General features: G+C 63.1%; 23 protein-coding genes. 11 read left to right on the forward strand and 12 right to left on the reverse strand.

The genetic code is table 11. The features are described 5' to 3' along the window. The first annotated feature begins 55 nt into the window (after positions 1 to 55). Positions 56 to 727 (forward strand): response regulator transcription factor, encoded by a 672-nt coding sequence (locus VB618_RS14545; RefSeq protein ID WP_329797423.1) that lies wholly within the window; start codon positions 56 to 58, stop codon positions 725 to 727. Here VB618_RS14545 and VB618_RS14550 read toward each other — a convergent pair. Next, entirely contained in the window at positions 724 to 1,665 is a 942-nt protein-coding gene (locus tag VB618_RS14550; protein ID WP_329797451.1) for an alpha/beta hydrolase, read from the reverse strand. The two genes, VB618_RS14545 and VB618_RS14550, sit on opposite strands and share 4 nt — an antisense overlap. A 95-nt stretch (positions 1,666 to 1,760) precedes the next feature. Between VB618_RS14550 and VB618_RS14555 the strand changes: the two genes are divergently transcribed. After that, positions 1,761 to 2,024, forward strand: a complete 264-nt coding sequence (locus tag VB618_RS14555) for a DUF6460 domain-containing protein (protein WP_329797424.1) — start codon at positions 1,761 to 1,763, stop codon at positions 2,022 to 2,024. A gap of 8 nt (positions 2,025 to 2,032) precedes the next feature. Beyond that, the gene (locus tag VB618_RS14560; RefSeq protein WP_329797425.1) at positions 2,033 to 3,370 is read left to right on the forward strand and encodes an MATE family efflux transporter; all 1,338 of its coding nucleotides are present in this window, start codon (positions 2,033 to 2,035) and stop codon (positions 3,368 to 3,370) included. 9 nt (positions 3,371 to 3,379) lie between these two features. Here the strand turns inward: VB618_RS14560 and VB618_RS14565 are convergent, their stop codons facing one another. Next, the gene (locus VB618_RS14565) at positions 3,380 to 4,465 is read right to left on the reverse strand and encodes a quinone-dependent dihydroorotate dehydrogenase (RefSeq protein ID WP_329797426.1); all 1,086 of its coding nucleotides are present in this window, start codon (positions 4,463 to 4,465) and stop codon (positions 3,380 to 3,382) included. Continuing rightward, the gene (locus tag VB618_RS14570; protein WP_329797427.1) at positions 4,462 to 4,806 is read right to left on the reverse strand and encodes a DUF952 domain-containing protein; all 345 of its coding nucleotides are present in this window, start codon (positions 4,804 to 4,806) and stop codon (positions 4,462 to 4,464) included. Before VB618_RS14570 ends, VB618_RS14565 begins: the two co-directional genes overlap by 4 nt. A 154-nt stretch (positions 4,807 to 4,960) precedes the next feature. Here VB618_RS14570 and VB618_RS14575 point away from each other — a divergent pair, with 154 nt between their 5' ends. Next, entirely contained in the window at positions 4,961 to 5,593 is a 633-nt protein-coding gene (locus VB618_RS14575; protein ID WP_329797428.1) for a helix-turn-helix transcriptional regulator, read from the forward strand. 4 nt (positions 5,594 to 5,597) lie between these two features. Here the strand turns inward: VB618_RS14575 and VB618_RS14580 are convergent, their stop codons facing one another. Both VB618_RS14580 and VB618_RS14585 read right to left on the reverse strand, forming a co-directional pair. Then, positions 5,598 to 7,331 (reverse strand): lysine--tRNA ligase, encoded by a 1,734-nt coding sequence (locus tag VB618_RS14580; RefSeq protein WP_329797429.1) that lies wholly within the window; start codon positions 7,329 to 7,331, stop codon positions 5,598 to 5,600. A gap of 213 nt (positions 7,332 to 7,544) precedes the next feature. Continuing rightward, on the reverse strand, positions 7,545 to 8,360 hold the full coding sequence (locus VB618_RS14585) for a transporter substrate-binding domain-containing protein (RefSeq protein WP_329797430.1): 816 nt from the start codon (positions 8,358 to 8,360) through the stop codon (positions 7,545 to 7,547). A gap of 137 nt (positions 8,361 to 8,497) precedes the next feature. On the opposite strand from VB618_RS14585, the gene VB618_RS14590 reads away from it, so the two are divergent. Beyond that, on the forward strand, positions 8,498 to 10,384 hold the full coding sequence (locus VB618_RS14590) for a glycosyltransferase family 2 protein (protein WP_329797431.1): 1,887 nt from the start codon (positions 8,498 to 8,500) through the stop codon (positions 10,382 to 10,384). Here VB618_RS14590 and VB618_RS14595 read toward each other — a convergent pair. From VB618_RS14595 to VB618_RS14605, 3 genes are all read right to left on the reverse strand, one after another. Then, a complete protein-coding gene (locus VB618_RS14595) occupies positions 10,327 to 10,494 on the reverse strand; it encodes a hypothetical protein (protein ID WP_329797432.1) in 168 nt (55 codons plus the stop codon). The genes VB618_RS14590 and VB618_RS14595 overlap by 58 nt on opposite strands. A 65-nt stretch (positions 10,495 to 10,559) precedes the next feature. Then, positions 10,560 to 12,749: an SF1B family DNA helicase RecD2 gene (gene recD2, locus VB618_RS14600; protein WP_329797433.1), complete on the reverse strand. Its 2,190-nt coding sequence runs from the start codon at positions 12,747 to 12,749 to the stop codon at positions 10,560 to 10,562. 91 nt (positions 12,750 to 12,840) lie between these two features. Beyond that, complete coding sequence (locus VB618_RS14605; RefSeq protein ID WP_329797434.1) at positions 12,841 to 13,512, reverse strand: trna delta -isopentenylpyrophosphate transferase; 672 nt, start codon at positions 13,510 to 13,512, stop codon at positions 12,841 to 12,843. Positions 13,513 to 13,873: 361 nt separating this feature from the next. Between VB618_RS14605 and VB618_RS14610 the strand changes: the two genes are divergently transcribed. Then, a complete protein-coding gene (locus VB618_RS14610) occupies positions 13,874 to 14,524 on the forward strand; it encodes a hypothetical protein (protein ID WP_329797435.1) in 651 nt (216 codons plus the stop codon). Here VB618_RS14610 and VB618_RS14615 read toward each other — a convergent pair. The 3 genes from VB618_RS14615 to VB618_RS14625 are packed head-to-tail and all read right to left on the reverse strand — an operon-like array spanning position 14,521 to position 17,632. Further along, positions 14,521 to 15,522: a metallophosphoesterase gene (locus tag VB618_RS14615; RefSeq protein ID WP_329797436.1), complete on the reverse strand. Its 1,002-nt coding sequence runs from the start codon at positions 15,520 to 15,522 to the stop codon at positions 14,521 to 14,523. The genes VB618_RS14610 and VB618_RS14615 overlap by 4 nt on opposite strands. Then, positions 15,519 to 17,333 carry an AAA family ATPase gene (locus VB618_RS14620; RefSeq protein WP_329797437.1) on the reverse strand — a complete coding sequence of 605 codons (1,815 nt, stop codon included), beginning with the start codon at positions 17,331 to 17,333 and terminating at the stop codon, positions 15,519 to 15,521. The genes VB618_RS14615 and VB618_RS14620 overlap by 4 nt, the downstream gene beginning before the upstream one ends. 2 nt (positions 17,334 to 17,335) lie before the next feature. Next, a complete protein-coding gene (locus tag VB618_RS14625) occupies positions 17,336 to 17,632 on the reverse strand; it encodes a hypothetical protein (RefSeq protein ID WP_329797438.1) in 297 nt (98 codons plus the stop codon). 292 nt (positions 17,633 to 17,924) lie between these two features. Between VB618_RS14625 and VB618_RS14630 the strand changes: the two genes are divergently transcribed. The 4 genes from VB618_RS14630 to ssb all read left to right on the forward strand — a co-directional run bounded on the left by VB618_RS14630 (position 17,925) and on the right by ssb (position 19,985). Further along, positions 17,925 to 18,530 (forward strand): hypothetical protein, encoded by a 606-nt coding sequence (locus tag VB618_RS14630; protein ID WP_329797439.1) that lies wholly within the window; start codon positions 17,925 to 17,927, stop codon positions 18,528 to 18,530. Between the two features lie 5 nt (positions 18,531 to 18,535). Next, positions 18,536 to 18,949 carry a hypothetical protein gene (locus VB618_RS14635; protein ID WP_329797440.1) on the forward strand — a complete coding sequence of 138 codons (414 nt, stop codon included), beginning with the start codon at positions 18,536 to 18,538 and terminating at the stop codon, positions 18,947 to 18,949. A gap of 29 nt (positions 18,950 to 18,978) precedes the next feature. Then, positions 18,979 to 19,254 carry a hypothetical protein gene (locus VB618_RS14640; protein ID WP_329797441.1) on the forward strand — a complete coding sequence of 92 codons (276 nt, stop codon included), beginning with the start codon at positions 18,979 to 18,981 and terminating at the stop codon, positions 19,252 to 19,254. Between the two features lie 233 nt (positions 19,255 to 19,487). Further along, the gene (gene ssb, locus VB618_RS14645) at positions 19,488 to 19,985 is read left to right on the forward strand and encodes a single-stranded DNA-binding protein (RefSeq protein ID WP_329797442.1); all 498 of its coding nucleotides are present in this window, start codon (positions 19,488 to 19,490) and stop codon (positions 19,983 to 19,985) included. Positions 19,986 to 20,047: 62 nt separating this feature from the next. Here the strand turns inward: ssb and VB618_RS14650 are convergent, their stop codons facing one another. Continuing rightward, positions 20,048 to 20,962: a hypothetical protein gene (locus tag VB618_RS14650; protein ID WP_329797443.1), complete on the reverse strand. Its 915-nt coding sequence runs from the start codon at positions 20,960 to 20,962 to the stop codon at positions 20,048 to 20,050. Positions 20,963 to 21,235: 273 nt separating this feature from the next. On the opposite strand from VB618_RS14650, the gene VB618_RS14655 reads away from it, so the two are divergent. Beyond that, complete coding sequence (locus tag VB618_RS14655; protein ID WP_329797444.1) at positions 21,236 to 24,166, forward strand: bifunctional diguanylate cyclase/phosphodiesterase; 2,931 nt, start codon at positions 21,236 to 21,238, stop codon at positions 24,164 to 24,166. Positions 24,167 to 24,292: the final 126 nt, after the last annotated feature.

A 24,292-nucleotide genomic window follows, 5' to 3' on the forward strand; every position in this document is an offset into this window, starting at 1 on the left:
TTTTCCGCACGATGCTCTAGGACACAAGGCAAGCGTCTCGTGGGAGTAGGCACACGTGCAAAGTCAATCCACCACGATCATCATTGCCGACGACCACCCGCTGTTTCGCGGCGCCCTGAGGCAGTCCGTGGCCTCCATCATGCCCGGGGCCCGGGTGATGGAAGCCAGCGGCATGGATGAGCTGAACGCCACCCTCTCCCAGGAACGCGACGTCGACCTGATCCTGCTCGACCTGACCATGCCGGGCGTCCAGGGCTTTTCCGGCCTGATGTCGCTGAGAGCCCAATATCCCGAGCTGCCGGTGGTGATCGTATCCGCCACGGAAGAACCCACCGTGATCCGCCGGGCCATGGATTTCGGCGCCTCCGGGTTCATCCCGAAATCCATCGACATCGACAGCATCGGCGGCGCCATCAAGGCGGTGCTCGCGGGCGACACCTGGACCCCGCCGGACGTGGACCTCTCGGCCACCGAGGACGCGGAAACCGCCGACCTCGTCCGTCGCCTGGGCACCCTGACCCCGCAGCAGGTGCGCGTGCTTACCATGCTGTCCGAGGGCCTGCTCAACAAGCAGATCGCCTACGAGCTCGGGGTCTCCGAGGCTACCGTGAAGGCCCACGTGTCGGCCATTCTCGACAAGCTCGGCGTCGACAGCCGCACGCAGGCCGTGATCGCCGCCTCCAAGATCGGCGTGACGCAGCGCCCCTCCCAGGCTGGGGCGGATTAAAGCTTCTCGATAAAACTATCGATCCGCGACAGCGCCTGCTCGGCAAGCGCGCTGTCGAAGCGGATGAACACGTGGGCGCCGCCTGGCCAGACCGCGAGTTCCGCCTTGTTGCCGGCCGCAACCCAGCGGGAGGCCATGAACAGCGTGTCGTCGAGGAGCAGATCGCGAGTCCCCACCGAGAAGAGCGCGGGCGGCAGGCCTTTGAGGTCAGCATAAAGCGGCGAGACGGCCGGGTCGCGCCGGTCGAGATCCGGGCCGCAGAAGTTGTCCGCGAAAACCTTGACCCCAGGAGTGTTCAGGATGAGCGGCTCGTCGCCCCAGTTGGCGGCGCTCGGGGTCAGGCTGACGTCGTAGCAGCCGGCGAAGAGGTTCGCACCTCTGAAGGGATTGAGGCCGTGCTTGTCGCGCAGGCGCAGCAGGGTCAGGGCCGAGAGATGGGCGCCAGCCGACTCGCCACCGAGGAACAGGCGCGAGGTGCCGAAGCGCTCTTGCGCCTCACGGATCAGCCAGAGGGCAGCTGCCTCGCAATCGTCGGGACCGGCCGGAAACAGATGCTCGGGCGCAAGCCGGTACTCCACCGACACAACAGCAAGGCCGCACCTCTCCGCCAGCCGGTCGAGCCAAGGATCCTGCTCGTCGGCGGTGCCAATAGTCCAGCCGCCGCCATGGATGTGGAGATAGGCTCCGCGAGGATTCTCCGGAGCGATGATGCGTAGGGGAATGGAGCCGCCCGGCCCATCGATGGTGATGGTTTGAGCCCTGCTGCTCAGGGGCATAAGCGGAAATGGACCGATCCCCTTGCGGCGGTTCTCCCGGATCAGCGCCGGCGGCGCCTCCCAATAGCGGCCGAGCTTCGAGAGCTTGGCCACGATCTCGGCATTCTGGGCACGAATCTCCTCGCTGATGCTGGAGGGATCGAAGAGGGCGGGGTCGATCATGCGGAACTCGGGTTGGGTTGCGTTCATCGCCGGCCCCTGCGATGAAGCACACGCAAAGCTCAAGGTCCATTACGCTTTCTGACGAGATGAGAAGCATGTCCAACCTGAACCGTTTTCTCGGCGGCTCCCCTGGCTCGGTGCTGGTGAAGCTGATCTTCCTGTCGCTCCTCGTCGGCGCCTTCCTGGCCTTCCTAGGCATCACACCCCTTGGGCTTATCGAAGGGCTGTTCAACTGGATCGCCTCCGTTCTCGACCTCAGCTTCGAGACCGGGCAGGAGGTCGGCCTGTGGATCCTCTACGGCGCCATCATCGTGGTCCCGCTCTGGCTCATCTCTCGCCTGTTCGGCAGCCGGCGCTGAGGCTCGCCATGGACGGTTCACCGAGCACGCAGCGGCTGGAGATATCCCACTATCGGACGCTGGCGCTCGCGCTGCCGATGACCCTGTCGCATGTGACGACGCCCCTGCTGGGGCTCGTCGATGCGACGGTGATCGGGCGCTTAGGCGAGGCGCATCTCCTCGGCGCGGTGGCGCTTGGCGCCGTCATCTTCGATTTCGTGTTCTGGAGCTTCGGGTCGCTGCGCATGGCCACCGCCGGCCTCACGGCCCAGGCGACGGGGGCGGGCAACCGGCACGAGGTCGACGTGACGCTCGCCCGTGCATTCCTGGTGGCTGCGGTCACGGGTCTCCTGCTTATCCTGCTGCAATGGCCGATTGCCGCCATCGCCTTTTCCATGGTCGGCGCCAGCGAAGCAGTGACGGAGGCGCTCTCGACCTATTTCTTCATCCGCATCTGGGCGGCGCCCTTCACCCTGGCGAACTACGTCATCCTCGGCTCCACTCTGGGTCGCGGGCGCACGGATCTCGGCCTGCTGCTGCAGGTGGCGATCAACGTCGCTAATATCGTGCTGACCATGGCGCTGGTGCTGGGCCTCGATCTCGGCATCGCGGGTGCGGCCATCGGCACGGCTTTGGCCGAGGTGCTGGGCGTGGGAATCGGCATCCTCGTGCTGCGTCGGCTCGGCTCCAATCCGCTGGCCGTTACATGGGCGGAGGTGCTGAACCGAGCGGCGATGCTGCAGACGCTTGCCATGAACCGGGACATCATGATCCGCAACGTGGCCCTGATCCTCGCCTTCTCGATCTTCAGCGCCATGGGGGCGCGATCCGGCGACGTGACGCTCGCGGCGAATGCGGTGCTCTACAACATGTTCCTGATCGGCGGCTATTTCCTCGACGGATTCGCCACCGCGGCCGAGACCCTGTGCGGCCAGAGCATTGGCGCCCGTGACGAGCGCGGCTTTCGCCGCGCCATCCGCCTAAGCCTGGGATGGAGTCTCGGCTTCGGGCTTGCGGTATCGTGTCTCTTCCTGATTGCTGGCGAGCCGTTCATCGACTTCGTGTCGACCAATCCGGACGTGCGGTCTTACGCGCGGGATTATCTTGTCTTCGCGGCTCTGACGCCTCTCATGGGTGCAGCGGCCTTCGCCTTCGACGGCATCTATACGGGCGCGACCTGGACCCGCTCCATGCGCGACCTGATGCTCATCGCCTTCGCGGTCTATGCCGGCATCCTTCTCGCCGCCGGAGATCTCGGCAACACGGCGCTCTGGATTGCGCTGCTCGTCTTCCTGAGCGCGAGAGGCCTGGGCCAGTTCATCCTCTATCCGAGACTGGCGAGAAAGACCTTCGCCAGTTTCGCATGAGGTTGGGTTTCAGAACTCTCCCCTGGCAATCGCCGATGCGTCACGGCCAAGCGCCTGCGCCAGCGATATCTTCTCGTTCGCGAGCGTCTGCATCAGACCCTTCTTGATGGCACCGACAAGGCCAGGCCCCTTGTAGACCATGGCCGAGTAGAACTGCACCAGACTGGCGCCGGCGCGGATCTTGGCCCAGGCGGTCTCTGCGGAATCGACACCACCCACGCCAATGAGCGGGATCTTGCGTTCCACACGCTGGAAGGCCTCGGCGAGAAGCTTCGTGGATGGCATAAAGAGCGGCTTGCCGGACAGGCCGCCCGTCTCCGATGCCAGCGCCTTCTCGCTCAGGCTCTCCGGCCGCGCGACGGTCGTGTTGGAAACCGTGAGCCCGTCGATGCCGCGCTTGAGTGCCGTGGCTACGATGGAGTCGAGCGTATCGAGCGTAATGTCAGGCGCGATCTTCAACAGAATGATCGTCTTCCGCTTGCCCTGTTCGCTCCTATCCCGTGCCTCGATGCAGCGGGCGAGAAGATCGTCGAGGAAAGCTTCGCCCTGCAGGTCGCGCAGGCCTGGCGTGTTAGGCGAGGACACGTTGATCGTCAGGAAATCGGCCAACCCGCACAGGCGCTGAATGCACAGCAGGTAATCGGCGATGCGGTCGGCGGAGTCCTTGTTCGCCCCGATATTGACGCCGACGATGCCGGGACGACCGCGACGCTGCGCCAGGCGCCGGCATGCCGCATCGAGCCCGTCGCTGTTGAGCCCGAAGCGGTTGATCACTGCTTCGTCGCGGGCGAGACGGAAAACGCGCGGACGCGGATTGCCTTCTTGCGGTTTCGGCACGACGCCGCCGAGTTCGACAAAACCGAAGCCGAGACCAAGAAGCTGATCCGGCACTTCGCATTGCTTGTCAAAACCGGCCGCAAGCCCGACCGGATTGGGAAAGGTCCTGCCGAACACCTCGACGGAAAGTCTGGGATCGTCGGCGGACGCCGGGATAACCGGCATCAGGGCAAGCCCTCTGATCGTCAGCTGATGCGCGGTTTCCGCGTCAAGCGCATGCAGCGCGGGCTTTGCGAGGGAAAACAGTGCGCCGATCATGCTTGAAGATCCGGAAAGACGTGTTGGCCATCCTGGCCGAGAGGCAGCGGCTTCACCCATCGTACAGCCGACAAAGGCAGATGAGCGTAAAGATGCGGGAAGAGATCGCCGCCACGGGAGGGCTCGTAGCGCAGGGCAGGCCCAAGTGAGTCGCCATCGATGGCGATCAGCAGGAGGTCGCTTTGATCGGCAAAGTGTCTGGCGGCCGTTTCTCGAACCTGCTCGGCGGCTGAGAAATGGAGGTACCCATCCTGGATATCGATGGGTGCTCCTGCGAAGAAACCGGCTTCTTCGGCTTCGCGCCAGAGCAATGCCGGGCAGATTTTGTAGATCATGCGCATGAATATCCGATTACGCGTGCGTCGCTTCAGGAGCAATCCTGATTAGACATATTGTCTCAAGAGGCGGGAGCCCATTGTCTATGCCTTAGAACAATCTTAATTCCTAATCATAGGTTCGCTTTCAGTTATTCGCGTCTAGCGAAGGTTTTTTACAATGTTGTCCCATGAGCGCGTTTGGGCTGCTATCGATGCGTTAGCATCACGTCATGGCATGACCGCATCGGGCCTCGCCCGCAAGGCCGGTCTCGATGCAACAAGCTTCAATCGTTCGAAACGCGTCAGTCCGGAGGGCCGCGAGCGTTGGCCTTCGACGGAGTCGATCTCGAAGATCCTAAAGGCGACCGGCGCGACGCTTGAGGATTTCCTGCGTCTCGTCGAACCCACCGGCTCCCTGCGCCGCTCCATGATTCCGCTGATCGGCATGGAGGAAGCAGCTTCGGCGAAAATCCTCAATGAGGATGGCACGCCGATAGAAGGCTCTGGCTGGGACGAGCTCGAATTCCCCGATTTCGGTCAGGAGAAGGTCTTCGCCCTCGAGGTTACCGGCGACACGCTCGCGCCGCTTTACCGGGATGGAGACGTACTCATCGTCTCGCCCACCGCCAGCACCCGCAAGGGGGACCGGATCGTCGTCTGCACCACGAACGGACAGATCCTGGCCCAGGAACTCAAGCGCCGCTCGGCCAAGACCCTGGAGATGACCTCTCTCGTGAAGGACCACGAGGACCAGGTGATCCCCACCGAGGAGATCGCCTGGACGGCCCGGATCATGTGGGCGCGGCAGTAGGTCTTCAGGCTGCGCGGTTCGCCTCACGCTGCTTCAGGAAATCTTCGTGCTCTCGCACGAGACCGCCGTTGAGCGCCTTCTTGATCAGCGCCCGCGTCTCCTTCACGCCGTAGAGGGCCACGAAGGAGCCGAAGCGCGGACCGCGCGGCTCGCCGAGCAGCACCTGATAGATCGTGTTGAACCACTCGATGGACACGCCCGGACGCTCGGGCGTTGCGCCCTTGGCCTTGAAATCCTGGTAGCGCGGCTCGGCACGGCCGACATTGTAGATCTCGTCCTGGATCGCCTCGGCCGTTGCGGGACGCTCCCCTGACTCGAAGGATCCGAGCACTTGGTCGAGGCGCCGAAGCGATGCGGCCTCGACCTCATCCGCCAGACGATAGGTCTTCTGCGGCTTCACGAAATCCTCGAAGTAGCGCACGGCGCGCTTCGCGAGGCTATCGAGGCGCGAGTGGGTCTCCGGCGACACGCCCGGCGCATAGCGGCGGATGAAGCCCCAGAGCACCGACGGATCCTCGGAATTCGCCACCGCCACAAGGTTAAGCAGCATGGAGAAGGAGATGGTCGTGCCCGGCTGGTTGGAGCCCTCCGACGATACCAGCTCGGGTGCCGGCGGCTCGCCCGCATGCAGGTGCCAGACCGGGTTCATCAGGCGCATCTTCGCATCCTGCGCCGGATACTTCTCCAGGAAGGTTAGGTAATCGTCCACCTGCCGTGGGATCACGTCGAAATGAAGCTTCTTCGCCTCGCGCGGCTTGTTGAACATGAACAGCCGCAGGCTGTCCGGCGTGCCGTAGGTGAGCCACTCGTCGATGGTGAGGCCATTGCCCTTCGACTTGGAGATCTTCTGGCCCTTGTCGTCGAGGAAGAGCTCGTAGTTGAACCCGTCCGGCGGCAGGCCGCCGAGCGCCTTGGCGATTTCTCCTGAGAGCTTCACGCTGTCGATCAGGTCCTTCCCGGCCATCTCGTAATCGACGCCGAGCGCCACCCAGCGCATGGCCCAATCAGGCTTCCACTGCAGCTTGGCATGGCCGCCGGTGACCGGGGTCTCGAAGCGCTCGCCCGTCTCGGGGTCGCGCCACACGATGGTGCCTGCATCCAGCTTACGCTCGTCGATCGGCACCTGCATCACGACGCCGGTCTTCGGGTGGACGGGTAAGAACGGCGAATAGGATTGCTGACGCTCCTCGCGCAGCGAAGGCAGCATGATGGCCATCACGGCATCGTAGCGCTCGAGCACGGTGAGCAGGGTCTTGTCGAACTTGCCAGCCTTGTAGCACTCGGTCGCGGACATGAACTCGTAGTCGAAGCCGAAGGCATCAAGGAATTCGCGCAGGCGAGCGTTGTTGTGATGCGCGAAGCTCTCGTGCGTCCCGAACGGGTCCGGCACCTGGGTCAGCGGCTTGCCCAGGGAGGCTGCCACTAATTCCTTGTTCGGGACGTTGTCCGGCACCTTGCGCAGACCATCCATGTCGTCCGAGAAGGCGACGAGGCGGGTCGGGATGGTGTCGCCGGTCAGCACCCGGAAGGCATGCCGCACCATGCTGGTGCGGGCCACCTCGCCGAAGGTGCCGATATGCGGCAGACCCGAGGGGCCGTAGCCCGTCTCGAACAGAGCCTCCTTCTTGCCCGTTTTCTTGAGACGCTCGACGAGCTTGCGGGCCTCCTCGAAAGGCCAGGCATTGGCGGTCTGGGCGGCTTCAATCAGGGCGGGGTCGAGAGGCAGAGATCGGGACATGGGCCTAGTGCTTAAGGGAAATGCTTCCGGAAGCGCGGCACACTAGAGCATCGAACCCAAAAGTGGAAACCACTTTTAGGACGCATTCGACGCTCCTTTTCTTGCAAGCGCATCGTTGTGCGGAGAACCGGATCCACTTTTCTCGACGATGCGCTTGGATCACGCCTGCAAGGGTCAATGCGGTAAACCCAACCCTTCAAGGGTCAGAGAGCCTTAGTAGGGGCTGATCGGGAAGAAGCGCAGGTAGAGCTCGGCGTATTTGCCCTCGCGCCAGAGCTGCTGAAGCGCGAAATCCAGCGCTCGCCGGAGAGCATCGTCCTCGGTGCGGGTGATGAAACCAATGCCCTCACCGAAGAAGCGGCTCTCGATGTATGGTCCGCCCGAGAAGTCGCAGCATCCAGCCGCTTCCTCGCCGCCGATCCAGAGGGCAAGGCCAAGGCCATCGGCGAACAGGTAGTCGATCTCGCCGGCCTTGAGGGCTGTCTGCGCCGCCGCCAGCTCCGGATAGGGCTTGAGGGAGGCCCCTCCCATGAAGGCCTTGGCATAGGCCTCATGGGCTGTGCCGCCGACCACGCCCAGGCTCTTGCCCTGCAGCGCCTTCGCGTCCGGTGCCGGCAGGTTCTTGTCACGGCGCACGGCAAAGCGGGCCGGGATTTTGAAATAGGGGCCGGTCACAGCATAGCCCCGGCGCAGATCGGCTGTGATGGGGATGGCGGCTGCCACCACGTCGCCCTGCCTTTCGTTGAGGGCGATCAGAAGCGTGTCGAAGCGGCGGACCTGAACCGTGCAGGTGAGGACCAGGCGCTCGCAGGCAGCCCGGGCGAGCTCCACCGACAACCCGGTCGGGTTGCCATCGAGGCCTGGAAAGTGGAGCGGCGGAAAATCGTCGTCGACCAGGAAGCGGATCGTGCGCGTGGCCGGCAGCTCCGGGCGCTCGAGCTGCGTCCTGGGATCCCAGAAATTCGGGATGCTCACCCCTTGGGCCTGAACCGCGCCAACGTTGAGCGCAAAAGCCAGGGGCAGAAGCATCCCGGCCCACCCAAGGGGCTTGATCTTGCGGGAAAGGCGGGCAACCAATGTAACGATATTTAGAACCATCGAGGCGACATTCTCTTGCTCTTGGCTTCGCGCTGCTCAGGAATGCCCGCAGGAAGCACCCGACGCTCATGATGAGGCAGGGTCTAGCGGACGGGGCCGCACAGTCAACAGCACTGCCGATCGAGATTGGATTTCTCAGCAGTCACGGCTATGCACCCGAACTCCTGTGGCAGGCCGCCATCTTCGCCCAGGCTGCCGGCTTTACGGCCGATGAATTCCTCATCAGGGAGGGGATGGTCCCTGAGGATGATTTCTACCGGGCCCTTGCGGCCGAGCTCGGGCTGCCGTTCTTGGCAGCCCCGCGCCTGTCATCGGATGTTCGCTATCCGGACAGCATCCTGGCAGGCCTCGCCCCTTTGGCCAGGGCAAGGTCCAACTTCGTGGCGGCGCCGCATGGCCCTGCCTTGGCTGACCTTCTCAAGACCCGCTCCCGGCATCGGCTGCTCGCCATCACCACGCCCACCCGTCTGAGAGAGGCCGTCTTTCGGGCTCAAGGGTCGCTGATCGCCCGGCGAGCCGCCTACGATCTGGCCGACAAGGCCCCTCACCTCGCGACCGGTATCAGCTACGGGCAGATCGCGCTTCTTTTCATAGCTCTGACATTGATCGTCTTCGGCCTTGGTTATGCCCCTGGGCTGAGCGCCGGGATTCTGGGTGCCGTCATAGGCCCTTTGTTTCTCAGCGTGATCGTGCTCCGGATCGCGACGGCATTCCTGAGCAATCCTGTAGAGCCCACAGGCCATCCGCTGCGCATCGAGGATGCGGACCTGCCTGTCTACACGATCATCGCAGCCCTCTATCGGGAGAAGCGCGTCGTTGCCCGGTTTCTCGACGCTCTAGAACGGCTCGACTATCCGGCCTGCAAGCTCGACATCAAGCTCGTGCTCGAAGCGGACGATCACGAAACGCCGGAGGCTCTGCGCTCCATCGATGTTCCAGCCAATGTCGAGATCCTGATCGCACCGCCGGGCGAGCCACGCACGAAGCCTCGCGCCCTCAATGTCGCACTGCCCCTCGCGCGGGGCCGCTATACGGTGATCTACGACGCCGAGGACGTGCCCGATCCGGGGCAGTTGCGCCTGGCGATGTCGCACTTTGCCGAAGCTCCGCCGCGCGTCGCCTGCCTGCAGGCGCGGCTGACCATCGACAATACCGACGACACCTGGCTTACGCGGCTCTTTACGATTGAGTATGCGGCGCTGTTCGACGTGTTCAATCCAGGGCTGGCGGAGATCGGCAGCCCTATCGCCCTGGGCGGCACCTCGAACCATTTCCGCACCTCCGTGCTGCGGACGATTCATGGCTGGGACGCCTGGAACGTCACCGAGGATGCCGATCTCGGCATTCGTTTGGCCCGTCTCGGTTATCAGGTCAGGGATCTGCCCTCCTCCACTCTCGAGGAGGCACCGGGCACGCTGCGGCTCTGGATGCGGCAGCGGACGCGATGGATGAAAGGCTACGTTCAGACCGCCGCGAGCCATACGCGCAAACCCTGGATCCTGCTGCGCCAACTCGGGCTCTGGCGCTTCTCCGGCGCGCTCGCCCTGACCTGGGGAGCCGTGCTCAGCGCCCTGGTCTATCCGCTCTTCACCGGGCTCTATGTGGCATCGTGGCTTGCCGGTCCCGAAGAGGCTCTCGACATGTCCTGGACGGCGGCATTCAATGCTTATGCCCTGACGCTCTTCCTGTCCGGGGCGGCCTCGGTTTTCATCCCCGCCTGCGTGGCTCTGCACCGGCGCAGGCTCTGGCGCCTCATGCCCTGGCTCCTGCTGCTGCCGCTCTATTACGGCCTCGTCAGTGTTGCGGCCTGGAGAGGATTGTGGGAACTGGCCACCGCGCCGTTCCGCTGGAACAAGACGAGCCACGGCCTCGCCCGCACCTCACGGGCCGGGCTGGTTCAGAAGCACCAGGCCAGGCCGGCGGTCACCAGATCGTTGAACACGGCACCACCATAGCGCCACCACAGAAGACCGCCCGAGGCCACCAGACACAGGACCGCTCCCGCAATGAGGCTCAGGCGGGCCCGCTGCTCCTGCTGATCGCTGTGTTCGGTCCCCGCGCTCATCGCCTGCTCCGGAATGGGCTCTTGAAGGAGCAGATATAGAGCGCTTTGCCCCCCGGCGGAAGGGATCAGGCCTGAAGCCAGTTCCTGAGCCGTGAGAGGCGCGGCTCCCCTTCCGAGCCGACGGCCTGAACGAGGGCAGCCCGGCTGCCGACGAGGATCACCAGGCGGCTTGCCCGCGTCACGCCCGTATAGAGCAGCTTGCGCCGCAGCATCGAGGCCTGTTGCGGGACAACCGGGATGATCACGGCCGGATACTCGGATCCTTGCGCCTTATGAATCGTCGCCGCATAGGCCAAAGCCAATTCGTCGAGTTCCTGAAGGGAATAGACGACCAGCCTGTCGTCGAAAGCAACGGTGAGTTCGCCGTGATCGCGGCGCACCTCGCGCACGATGCCGACCTCACCGTTATAGACGTCGCGCTCGTAATCGTTGCGAACCTGCATGACCTTGTCGCCAGGCCCGTAGCTCCAGCCCGCCCGATGCAGGCTATCGAGGCCCGGCGGATTGAAGAGCTGCTGCAGCTCTCCGTTCAGCATATGCGTGCCGAGGCGTCCGCGATTCATCGCGCACAGCACCTGCACGTCCCGCACCGGATCGAGCCCGAACCGGCGCGGGATCCGATCACGGATCAGGATGGTCATCTTGGCCATGGCCTCGGACGGCGTATCGGCTTCGACGAAGTAGAAATCCGAATCCGGCTGATGCCCGAGGTCTGGCACGAGCCCGCGGTTGATGGCATGGGCCACGGTGATGATGCGGCTCTCCCGCTCCTGCCGGAACACCTCTTTTAGATGCACCACCGGAATGGCGCCGGACGCGATGATGTCGGACAGGATCTGCCCTGGACCGATGGAGGGCAGTTGGTCTACGTCGCCCACGAGAACGAGCGACGCTTCATCCGGCAGCGCGCGCAGCAGCGCCGCCATCAGGCGGATGTCGAGCATCGAGGTCTCGTCGACCACGAGGAGGTTGCAGTCGAGCAGCATCTTTGCATTGCGCCGGAAGCCGCCCTCGGACGCTTCCAGCAAGCGGTGGACGGTCTTGGCCGGAAAGCCTGTGCTTTCCGACAGCCGCTTCGCAGCCCGCCCGGTCGGCGCGCATAGGGCAATCGTCAATTCATGCTGCGCACACAGATGCGTCAGGCTCCTGATCAGCGTCGTCTTGCCGACACCGGGCCCGCCGGTCACGACGAGCACCTTCGAGCGGCAGGCGGAAGCCAGGGCCTCGCGCTGGCTCGGCGAGTAGCGCACGCCGATGGCAGCTTCAGCCTCTGCGATCACCTGCTCGCTATCGAGTCCGTTCCAGGGATGCAGCCCCTGGGCGATCTCCTTCAGGCGCTGCGCGATGAAGAGTTCGGCGCCGTAGAGGCCTTTCAGGAAGATGCTGCGCCGCTCATCGAGTTCGTCGGCGACGAGTTGCCCTGCCGCACATTGCGCATCGAGCACGGGTTTCACTTCAGCTTCAGGAATATCGAGCAGGCGACTTGCCTGGCGCAGGAGTTCGTCCGCCCGCAGGCCGGAATGGCCTTCCTTTACGGCCTCCGAGAGAACGTGCGTGAGACCGGCCTGAAGCCGGATCGCCGCGGTGGGTTCGACGTCGAGCTGCAGCGCCACCTGGTCGGCGAGCGCGAACTCGAAGCCCGGAATGTCGAGGACCAGGCGGTACGGATTGGCCTTGACGATGTCGATGGCGCTAACGCCATAGGCGCGATAGATCCGCGTGAGCAGAAAGCCCCCAATGCCGTGCGCATTGAGGAAAGCCGCGATGTCCTTCAGCGCCCGGTGCTCGGCCCAGGCCTCGCCGATGCCGAGCGCCTTGGCCATGGCGATGCCGTGCACGCGCGTGAGTTCATGCGGCTTCGCTTCGATCACGTCGAGAATGCGCGCGCCGAAGGATGCGATGAGCCTCTGGGCGAGGGAGGGACCGACGCCTTTCAGCAGGCCCGAGCCGAGAAAGCGCTGCAGGTCTTCCGCTGTGGTCGGCGCCGAGGTCATCAGCTCGCTTGCGCGGAACTGAACTCCATGATTGCGGTCGTGCAGCCATCCGCCGCTCGCCTCAACCACCTCGCCGATGGCGACCGACGGTGCGTGCCCCACGACGACGACCGGCTTGCGGTGCCCGCGCGCTTTCACCCGCAGCACGCAGAAGCCGGTTTCATCGTTGTGGAACGTCACGCGCTCGATGGAGCCGACGAGATGTTCGGAGAGCGACAGCGCCTCCTGATCGGAAGCAGCCAAGGCGGAGGATTTCGGCATCGATCAGCGGGACCACAAGCGCCGGGACGCCACTGGAGATATGAAAAAGGCGAGACGGCTTGTTCCGTCTCGCCCATGATCGCAGCGAAAGTTAGGCTGCCTTCTTGGTCGGCCAGCCGAGTTCGACGAGCCGTGCCTTGGCGTAGTCGCGGATCTCGTCTCGGATGCCCTCCGGCAGTTCGGCAAGCACCTTCTGCGTGTCGGCATGGAGCATCAGGTCCGTGACCGCATTGATGGTCTTGGCCTTCTTGATCTTCGCCTTCAGGTCATCCTCGACCTTGCCGTCCGAGGCAGCGGCTTCGACCCTGCCCTTCTGCGCCTGAGGCTCGGTCTTCTCGATCTCCACATGCGGATCGGCAAAGCCCGGGCGGCCCTGCTTGAACTCGTCCGCCTCTTCCTCGGAATAGACGTAGCCGTGCAGCTCGATGAGCTTGAGGATCACGCGATCCTTCGCGCGCTTCTCGGCCATGGCGTAGACATAGGCCGCCTGCTTGCCCGAGACGCGGTAGTTCACGCCGATCAGAGCTTCGCCGATCGACCACTCGATCCGTTCGCCCATGCGGCCGGTGACCTGGATCACCGCCTCGTCGCGCTCGGCGCGGATGATCTTGGGCTCGTCGAAAACCACATTGGCCTGGGCGGCAATGCGCTCAAGTGTCTTGTGGTAGACCACGGCCGTTCCCTGGACACGCCAGACATTGCCGGCCATCGGCTCACCGAACTTGGCCAGCACCTCGGAGATTTTCTTATCGGTCGTATTCATCCTCGATCCTAACTTTTATCAAGGCCCGCATATCGGCTCACGCTCTTCTCGAATCGTCTTCAGCAGCAGGCGTGTTCGTTCTTTGTTCTATACCAAATTTCGGCCCTCAGGTCCAATCCAGGCACAGCCGAGAAGGCTTATTCAGTCTTATAAATCAGTCTCTTACTCGGTGTGCCATTTTGTCTCAATATGCGGCCACGATCTCTTGGATCGTAAGCCTCACACGTGGGTACAGATGAAGTGTCATGATTTGACCATAACTAGTATGTTCTATATATGTTCTCGTCAGTCAGGATACAAACCTGCGCCTTTTCCCGAGGCCGCCTGACTGCTCGTCGCAACCGCCACCCTGGAGGACCGGATGTCCGCGCAAGCGATCCTCGACCTATCGGATCGACGCCCCGCCCGTCGCGGCAGCGCCCGCCGGGCTGCGAAGCGCCCGTCCACGCCGCTCACGCGCAATGCTCTGATCGCGGATTTCCTGGCGATCTGCGAACTCGATGCGGATGTGGAATCCCTGCGCACGCCGGCCGATCCTGCCGCCTTCGCCATCGCTGACGAAACGGTCGAGCATGTGGCCGATTTCGAGATCGTCCGTGACGGCTCGGCTTACCTGGTCGACGTGGTGATCGATGACGACCTGTTGAACCATCCCCTGCGGGCTGCTGCGATCCACGGCATCACCTCTGGCGACGGGCGCCCCTTTCTGATCGAAACGACGGCCAGCATCCGAGCGGAGCCGCGCTTTACCACCATGCGCCTGATCATGGCCTGCAAGCGCACGCCGGTATCAGCAGGTGATCGGGTGCGCATCCTGCATCAGCTCGACGAACTCGGGACCATGAGGCTCGTGGATTGCGCAAGCGCCGTCATGAACACACAGGATGGGGTCGCGGCCGTTCTGGCGCTTGCCTGCGAAGGCTTGGTGGAGGTCGATATCAGCCGCCCGATTCTGCCCGAAACGCAGGTGCGCCGGCGCCGCCTGCCCTTCGCCGATCCTTTTGCCTTTTAAGATTGCGCGGCGTGGCGCTCCACGGCCTCGCCGAGCAGCGAGCGCACGATGGCGCGCACGGCACCTGAGGTGTTGTCCGTAGCGAACTTGGCCTCGATCTCGTCGCGGATGATCGAGCCGTCGCCGCTGCGCTTCAGCTCGGTCGAGGATTCCGCCTGAAGCAGGGTGACGAAGGCGCTCTCCACCTCGCGCGCCACCAGCGCCTCATCGGCCGCATCGACTACACGCCCCGTCAGATCGAAGACATTGCTCTCGAAAGGCAGCGCCTGCGCTTCCAGTTCACCGCCGCCGTTGAGGATCCAGGCGCGCGGCACGTGATCGACGAGGTCGACGGACTGGCGCGTGATGTTGCCGGGGTTGAGCCAGCGTGTCCGGCCCGCGAGAACGGACTTCTGCGTCTTGTGGATGTGCCCGTTGATCAGCACATCGCAGCCCTCGACTGCGAAGGGCGGAACGGCACCAGGATAACCGCCGTCGAAGGCGATGTCGTGATGCGTGAACCAAGTCTGGAGGTCGGTGCCCGAAAAGGAGCCGCGCGCATCCGTCGGAATGGCTTGGCCGTAGGGCGTCATGCCGACTCCGATCCGTCGCGTGCCGATCTGGAATTCGGCGACTGGAGCGGATGTCGCCACCACGTCGACCACATCGCACAGGCCCAGCAGCGCCAACGAGTCGCTGTCGGTGAGGGTCGTGTGCTGAATGTCATGATTGCCCACGTTCACGATAGGCCGATGGTAGAAGTTCTTCAGGACGCGGACGAGCTGGTTCTTGAGCGCCATGTCGGTCTCGACCGGTCGGTCGAAGAGATCACCAAGAATGACAACGGCGAGCTGCCGCTCATTCGCAATCGTCACGCAACGCTCCAGCTTGCCCAGCACGGCCTGGGGCCAGACCGCATCCTTGCGCCGTCCGGGACGCCGCGAGCCCACATGCGGATCCCCGATCACGAGGATGCCGTTGCAGGCAACAGGAGGAAGACGATCTCCGGTCAGGATCATGCGCTGAGCCGCTCCGTGGGCGAATGGGTGTGGTGGTCGAGCAGGGTCTCAGGCTTCACAGGCGAGCCGCAGGTCGGGCACAGCCCGCCGGTTTCCTCGACGAGGCGCGCCATCTCGGCCTGCAGGGACTTCAGCCCCTCGTCGACCTGAGTCATGCGGCTTCTGGCGATCTGGGAGGCCGCGCGAAGATCGCTCATCCTCTTCAGAATGTTTTGTGCCGCAGCGGTGTTTTCAAGGGCTGGCGCAGCCTCTGGAAGGCCAAGCAGCGCATTCAGCCGCGCTCTGCTGCGCTTCAAGTCATGGCCAAGCTGCAGCACCTGCCGCCCGATGCGCTCGCGCTCGCGGGCGCGCTCAACCGCACGGGTGAGATCGGCGAGCCGCTCCGCCGGGGGAAGCATCTCCGTGATGCGGGCGCGCGCCTCGGCAGTCATGAGCCTGCGCCGGATCGTGGCAAGCTGCGCCCCATGACTCTGCAGCCGCTCCAGCCGCGCGGCTCCTGTGGTTAAACGTTCCGCCTGCCAACGCGCAGCGGTAAGCTTCTCTTTCAACGGCTCAAGCTCGGCGAGCCCGTCGAGCGTCTCGCTGAGCGCAATCAGTTCCCGCTCACCGTTCCGCGCAAGATCGTTGTCGCGGCGGCAGCGCTCGCGATGGATGACGAGCATGTCGCGGATGTAGCCCGCCTCCTGCCCGATGGAGAGAACGGCGGAACGGCGCGACGGTGTCTCGCCAAGCAGGAACACGGGGAACTTCTGATGCGCGATATGGACGTCGAGATCCTCGACCTTACGGATGCGGATGAGATCGGCCACCCAATCCGGCACGTTGCGCCCCCCGGTCTCGTAGCGCATGCCCTGCTCCTCGGCGATGGAGCCATCGGGTTCGTGCAGTGACCAGATGTTGACCGGCGAGCGGCGCGGCTGGCGCGTGAAGCGCAAGGTGCGCTTTCCGGCAACGCCGATCTCCACCATGGCGGACTTCGCACCAGCCCTCACGAGACTGTCGCGGGCCTCGCCATAGAACACTGCGCGAAGCGCACGGATGAAGGTGGATTTGCCGCGGTTGTTTGGTCCGATGAGCGCGTTGACACCGGGGCTCAGATGCAGCGTTGCATCCGTGTACGCCTGCACGTTGACGAGACGGATGAAGCGTAAACCCGGCTGTACATCATCCCACTGTGCTGTCGTATCAGAGGAGATCACCTCCACGCCGGTCGCAGGCTCGCCGGCAATGCGTGCAATGTGGAACTTGCCGGAGAACTGCGACAGGTCATGGTGCGAGACGGCAAGGCACTGCACGCCAAGCCGCGCTGCGCCGTCTTCCAGCACCGTGTAGAAGGACTGCACGCGCTCCGGCGCGATCCAGCAATCCGCTTCGTCCAGCGCCAGGAAGCGGGCAACATCCGCTTTGACCACGGCGATCAGGCGGAGCGCCATGCCGATCACATTGGTGAGCGCGCCGCCATTGTCCTCCAGCACGTCTTCGAGCGAGCCATCCGCACGCCGCACGCAGATGTCGAGGGAGGCAAGCCCCCGCTCCGTCGAGAGCTCCAGGGCCACTGGCTTCTCGCCCGGCAGCACCTCCTGCACGAGCGCCGTCAGCAGCGTCTCGAAGGCCGACAGGCTGCGGCGGCTCGCCGAGCCGTGAACGGCCTCGATAAAGGCCTCCACCTCGTCCTTGACCGCAAGGCGGCCTTTGGCGAACTCGATCTCGCGCGTTAGCTCATCGACCCGCGCGCGGATGGCATCGCGCCGCCCCTCGAGGCGCGCGAGCAACGCTTCCGCGCGAGTCACATCGTGAGTGGCTGCGGCCAAGATCAACGCTCATCTCCGAGTTGCTTGAGGCGCGTCTCGACCTCGCGCAGGGCAACGCCGAACTCCTCCGCGAGCTTGGCATTTCGTGCTTGAGCCTCATCGATTAGGCTTTGAATCTGCGCCTCGTCGTCGGTGCCAAGCTCGGCCTTAGCGAGAGCACGCGCTTCGTCGAGTTCACGCGTCAGACGCTCGACCTCGCCCTCTGCCCGGATCCGCTCCGCCCGCAGCTTGTCGAAGGTCTTGCGCATCTCCTCCAGGCGGCGAAGCTGGTCTGTTTCGAGACGTGACAGGCTGGTCATGGATTCGCGGCTCCGCTGCAGATGAATGGTCGAGCTTCAGTTATCGTCAGCGATATTTCGTCGCAACGACTTTACCTCTTTTTGGTCTGGATCGGGGACGATGTCTTCAATCCTGGCACCCGACCCTCCACATAGTATCCGTTACTCCAAGATTACAGTCTCAAACAGCGGACTTTGCTTGACACGCAGCCCGTCGAGGCTATGTTCTTGCTTTGTTCACATCATCTGTATGCGTCGTGGATGTGACCTCATTAGGGCGGTGCGGAACGGCCCCTGGCACAAGGATCCGGTGATGAGCGCTATGACGGAAGAGCGACCGATCTTCGAGAACGAGGAATGGCTCCTGAGCGAGAGCGGCCTCGAGCACAAGACGACCGGCTATTTCATCGACCGCGAAAGTCTCGGCCAGCGGCGCGAGGACGGTCTGTGGTCGTGGCCGCTGCACATGGCGGAGAAGAGCTGGTGCGGCATGCAACCGTTCTCGGAGGCCTTCACCTGCGCCCTCTCCGTTTTCGGCGTCGGTGCGGACGTGGATCTTGCACAGAGTCTCAAAGTCGCGCGCTGCGAAATCTCGGCTTGGCCGAAGGCCGCGAGAGCTGTTGCGGGCTCGGTTCCGGCGGTCCCGCGCACCTTGCATCCGGAGGGCGCAAACCCCATTTTAATGAAGCCGCGCCCCTCGCATAAACCCTTGAATGGTCAAGGTTTCCAGAGCCCGGACGAAGCCTGGCGCATTCGTACCGAATTGGGTGCGCGCCTCGTGTTGAAGAACCCGCGTCAACGTTCCGAACGCCTGAACCCGGCCCGCGACGCCAGCCACTCGTGGCAGACGCCGCGCCGGATTCGAAAGACCGGAACGAAGCTCGTTCGGCTGCTGCAGGCGGCCTGGAACATACGGTGAGGCCAATGCCGAATTTTGGGCTTGAAGAGATGATGCGCAACGGCGCCAGCGCTTTTCAGGGCAACATTTCCGGTGCGGAGACGCCGGCGCCTGAAACGGCGGACGAGTTCGCGCAGCATGTGATCGAGACGGTCTGCCACGCCAGCGTGACGCCGGCCATCGGACGGCGCACGTTCGAGCGTTGCATGCGCGCGCTAAGCTTCGGCTCTACGGCGCGCGTGGGCTTTCGCCACCCGGCGAAGGCCGAGGCCATCGACATGATCTGGCGCGAGCGTGAGCGCCTGTTCGCAGAATACACGGCAAGTCCAGACAAGCTGCGCTTTATTGCGACGCTGCCCTGGATCGGCCCTGTGACGAAACACTCTCTGGCCCGCCGGCTCGGCGTCTATGCCATGCATGGAGAACGGGCCGTTGCCTGAGACGAAACAACAAGAAGAGGTATCAACCCATGGCTAAGGTCCGCGCGAGCGATGTCGGCTTTTGTGTTGTCGACGGCAACGCCAATGTCATCGCAGACAATCTCGTCCACCGCATCCGCGAAACCGCCGCGGAGATGGAGAGCCAGGTCAACCGGCTCTACAGAGGGCGCAAGGCTTACGATCTCGAGGCCGGCACCAAGGACGACCTCGAGAAGGCCATCGAGCAGCTCACCTACATGGCGCGCACCCTGCGCGAGGTGAAGAATGAGCAGTCGAAGGTGGTCTATCTTCAGGCGGCCGAGTAGAGTTCAAGCTAGATAGATAAATTTTGGGAGCGGTGAGAAATCACCGCTCCTTTTTTATGGCCTCACGCCTTCGTAAGAGACAACCCAAACCTCTCTTCAGACTTGTGTTTCACATGGAACAAATATAGAACAATAGGTGATGCCCTCCTTGGGCAGGAGTGTGCAACCGACCTGAAAACGTGCGGCATCCTCGATGCCCCAGCCGTTCAGGAGAGATGAAGTGGAGAGCCATCATGGCTGGTTCTGTGAACAAGGTGATATTGGTGGGCAATCTGGGGCGTGACCCTGAGGTGCGGCGCCTGGGCAGCGGAGATCCGGTGGTGAACCTGCGGATTGCCACCTCCGAGACCTGGAAGGACAAGGCCTCCGGCGAGCGCAAGGAGAAGACCGAGTGGCACTCGGTGGTGATCTTCAACGAGAACCTGGCCCGGGTGGCCGAGCAGTACCTGAAGAAGGGTTCCAAGGTGTACCTGGAGGGCCAGCTGCAGACCCGCAAGTGGACCGACCAGCAGGGCCAGGAGAAGTACACCACCGAGGTGGTGCTGCAGCGCTTCCGGGGTGAGCTGACGATCCTGGACAGCCGCGGCGGCGGCTCGTCCGAGTTCGGCGAGGAAGAGCCGGGCCAGATCGCCAAGGGCGGTGACTTCGGACGCTCGTCGCCGATGGAGCGCAGACCCGAACCGGCGGGCGCCTCCCGCCACAGCGACTTCGACGACGACATCCCGTTCTGATAGCTGCAGAGCCGACGCTTTTCGAAATCCGGGCTCCACGCCCGGATTTTTCATGCCTGAACTCATACCTCAGCGGAGGCTTTTCTGGCCTCGTGTCGCGCGCGTTGCATCCGCTCCACCTCGCGCAGCCTGCGCGCCCTCTCCCGCAGTTCCTCGCGGTTCGCCCACCACCAGCCGCGGCTTGTGCGAAGCTCGGCATCCTCGCCCGTACGGGACGGCCTCGTGCGATAGACCTCCTGCAGGGTCGGCATGCGCCAGCGGGCCCAGACGTAACGGGCCGGATCGGTCCGCACATGCGGATAAAGATCGGCTGTTCCGGGGTCCGGAATGGGTTCGCTCTCAACATCCTCGAACACCACGACGCCCCAACGCTCGGTCGATACCGGAGAGCCCAACGGCGGCAGGTCGTCTCCCGGCACGGGATAGCGCCTGCGGCGGCGCTCGGCTTGGACCCGAGCCGTCTCCTCAGGCACGTGAGCCCTCTGCTCCTCACGCCGCTTCTGGCGGGCAGCAGGTTCGTTGCGCCGCGCAGCCTCCTCGATGCCGGGCCAGCGCGCTTTCAGCTCCTCGTAGGATCGGAACGGCACCCGCCAGATCCGCTCCTCCGGATCCCAATGAGCCCAGGGAATGGACCGGAGCGCCTCCACGATGGTGCGGGAATAGGGCGTGCGAACTCTCAGGTCATCAGCGATCGTCAGATAGGGGCTCTCCAGAGGTTCGAAGGCGAAGGCATCGCGACCCTTATCATCGGCATGCCGGTCCAAGTCCTGCAGTTCCTGCGCCATCCAGGTGTCGAGCCGCTGGACGGCCGTAGTGCCGGGCACGAACCAGCGTTGCTCGTCGCCGCGCCATCGCGCCCGCGGGAAGGTCTCACGAAAGCGTCGCACCAGATCCCGGTCGTAAGGAAAGATCGCATAGGCGCCCGGTTTCTCTTCATCATCGGACGGAATGACCTGGAAGGCGGATGCAATCTCCATAGAGGACTGGCTTTTCAAATCATGATGAATCCAAACCCTGAAGTCACAACAGCCGTACGGTGGATTGGATCCAACCGTCTCCTCAAGGCTGGGTTAAGGCTGAGGTAGAAAATAAGTCACATCCGAAATTCAGCTTTCAGGAAGCAATCCCGTGTATTGTCCTAATAGATCTCCTGAAATCTCTAAAAATGATACAATATTCAAATCACTACATTGCTTGGCACCTAGCCTTTTCCGCCTCAGCAGAACCTCGTTCTTAGGGTCGGCAAGGCAATGACAAAACCTGTCGTCGAGACTCCCTCCCCGGCCTGGTCGGCCACTGATCGCTTGGCGGCTCTGCAGAGCTTTGCGATTGTGGGAACAGAGCCTGAGAAGGCTTTCGACGATATCGCGAAGATTGCGGCTCACGTCTGCGAGACGCGGATTGCCTTGATCACCTTCGTGGATGAACATCGCCAATGGTTCAAGGCCGCGATTGGGGTCGACCTTCATGAGACCTCTCTGGATGCCGCCTTCTGCGCGCAAGCCATCCTTCAGACCGATCTTTTCATCGTGCCGGATGCGCTGAAAGATCCGCGCTTTGCCTGCAATCCTTTCGTGCAGGGCGAACCCGAGCTTAGCTTTTACGCCGGAACCGCCATCTGCACAGATGAGGGACTGCCGCTCGGAACCGTCTGCGTTCTCGACACCCAACCGAGGCCACAGGGGCTGACACGGGAGCAATCCGACACCCTCGTGGCTCTCGCCGGTTCGGTCATGAACCTGCTCAAGCTCAGACGCGTGGAGCAAACCGTTGCGCAGGAACGGCGATCCTTCGCAACGCTTGCTGACGCGCTGCCGCATATGATCTGGTCGGCCCGCGGCGACGGGTACGATGAATACTCCAACAAGCATTGGTATCAGTTTACGGGTGCGCCTGAGGGAGCATCCACAGGGCTGGGCTGGATCGAGATGCTCCACCCCGACGACCGCGACCGGACCTGGGCTCGGTGGCAGCATTCGGCCCGCACCGGCGACGCCTATGAGGCGACCTGCCGTTTGCGCCACCATTCAGGTGAGTATCGGTGGATCCTGGCGCGGGCGCTGCCCTCCTACAACTCACAGGGCGAGATCGAGCGCTGGTTCGGCACCTATACAGATATCGAGGATTGGAAATCGGTCGAGAGCGCCGCAGCCGAGAGGCAGGAGCAGTATAAGGCTCTCCTGGAGGCGAGCGCCGTCGTCCTATGGCTTGCCGCTCCTGATGGAATGCTGACGCATCTCGACGGTACCCTCGAGATCGGTGGCCTGATCGGCGATGCATATGCGGGTCAGGGATGGCTCGACTTCGTTCACCGCGACGACTTGGCCAGGGTCAAGGCCGCATGGTTGTGGGCTGTCTCTTCAGGGTCCCCATACCAGAACGAGTTTCGGATCAAGCTTGCCGACGGTGAATACCGCTGGATGCTCGCGAATGCGGTTGCCCTGCGCAATCCGGACGGGACAATCCGCGAATGGGTAGGCAGCGTAGCCGACATTCACGACCGCAAGCAGGTTGAGGAGAGACTGCGGGAGAGCGAGGAACGGCTGCGGCTCGCCCTTCATGCAGGGCGCATGTTCGCTTGGGAACAAGATCTCCGTACGGATTACATCACCCGCTCCCAGAATGCCGTCTCCCTTCTCGGGGTGGGCTCCGGCCCGCTGGCGGAGTTTCTCGACAAGGTGCATCCCGAGGATCGGGTTCTGCGCCAGCACTTTGCCCAAGTGGTGAAAACCCAGGGCTCCTACACGTCCGAGTTCCGGTACATCCTGCCGAGCGGAAAGATGCTCTGGTTCGGCTCGCGCGCCGAGCTCGCCTCCCCCGATCGTGTGGTCGGCGTCACTTTCGACATCACAGACCGAAAAACGGCGGAAGAAGAGATCTGGCGAACAGCCAATCACGATTCCTTGACCGGGCTCCCGAACAGAGGGCTGTTCTACCGCTGTCTTGAGCAGGCTCTGTCGGATGCCAAGTTCAGCAGCACAAGCGTCAGCCTCCTCCTGATTGACCTCGACGACTTTAAGGACGTGAACGACACCCTCGGTCATGATGCCGGGGATGCCCTGCTGCAGGAGGCAGCCCGTCGCCTCGCCAGACTTGTGCGTCCATCCGATACGGTTGCAAGACTTGGTGGAGACGAATTCGCCGTGCTTCTTGTGGAACCTACGACGCTGGGCGAGGCAGCACAGTTCGCGGAGCGCATCATTGGGGCACTGCGCGAGCCGTTCACCTACAAGCGGCGCATCGTCTCCAGTCGGGCCAGTATTGGCGTGGCGGCATTTCCGGACCACGACTCCGATCCTGCAGGATTGATGAAAAGCGCCGACATCGCCCTCTATCGCGCCAAGGCGCAGGGCCGGAACCGCATCTTAACCTACTCTCCCGCCATGCGACGCGAGATCGAAAAGCGCGTTTCCTTGGGAGCCGAACTGCGCGAGGGTCTGGCCCGAAACCAGATTGCTCCATTCTACCAGCCCAAGATCTGCCTTTCGACCGGAAGGATCGTCGGGTTCGAGGCGTTGGCGCGCTGGGAGCACCCGACCAAAGGCATTTTAGGACCGGCCTTTTTTGGAGCAGCGTTCGAGGACGCGGATCTCGCTCCTTCGATCCGGCGGCAGCTGATTGCGAAGGTTGCTGCCGACATGCGCCGCTGGAGCGGTGACAATCTGCCATTCGGGCACGTTGCCGTGAACTTCTCGTCCGCCGATTTCAGCCAACCGCGCCTGGTGGAGGAGGTTCTTGAGGTTCTCCAGAGCGCGCAGGTTCAGCCCGAGGCGTTTGAAGTCGAGATTACCGAGACGGTTCTGCTGGGCAGAAGCTCCGACTGCATATCGGCAGTTCTCAGGCAGTTTCGCAGCAGCGGCATCAGCATCGCCCTGGACGATTTCGGAACCGGCTATGCGTCTCTCATGCATCTCAAACACTTCCCGGTCGACCACGTGAAGATCGATCGGACATTCGTCGAGGATCTCGATCAGAGTACGGACGATGAAGCGATCATCGCAGCCATCACCGGGCTCGGTGGAAGCCTGAACATGAAGATCACGGCTGAAGGGGTCGAAACACGCAATCAGGAGAAGCGCCTCAAGCGTCTCGGCTGCCATTACGCACAGGGATTTCTCTACTCTGAGGCCGTTGCAGGCTGGGAGGTTCCTGGACTGCTAGAGCGATTTTGTCGACGATAGCGGCCTAGAGATTTCTTCTGTTCTTTTGTCCAAGCAAAAGCCCCCGCCGTTTATCACGTGCGGGGGCTTTTGAGTGTTTGGTTGCGGGGACAGGATTTGAACCTGTGACCTTCAGGTTATGAGCCT

Source organism: Microvirga sp. CF3062, assembly GCF_036314045.1.
Classification (GTDB): domain Bacteria; phylum Pseudomonadota; class Alphaproteobacteria; order Rhizobiales; family Beijerinckiaceae; genus Microvirga.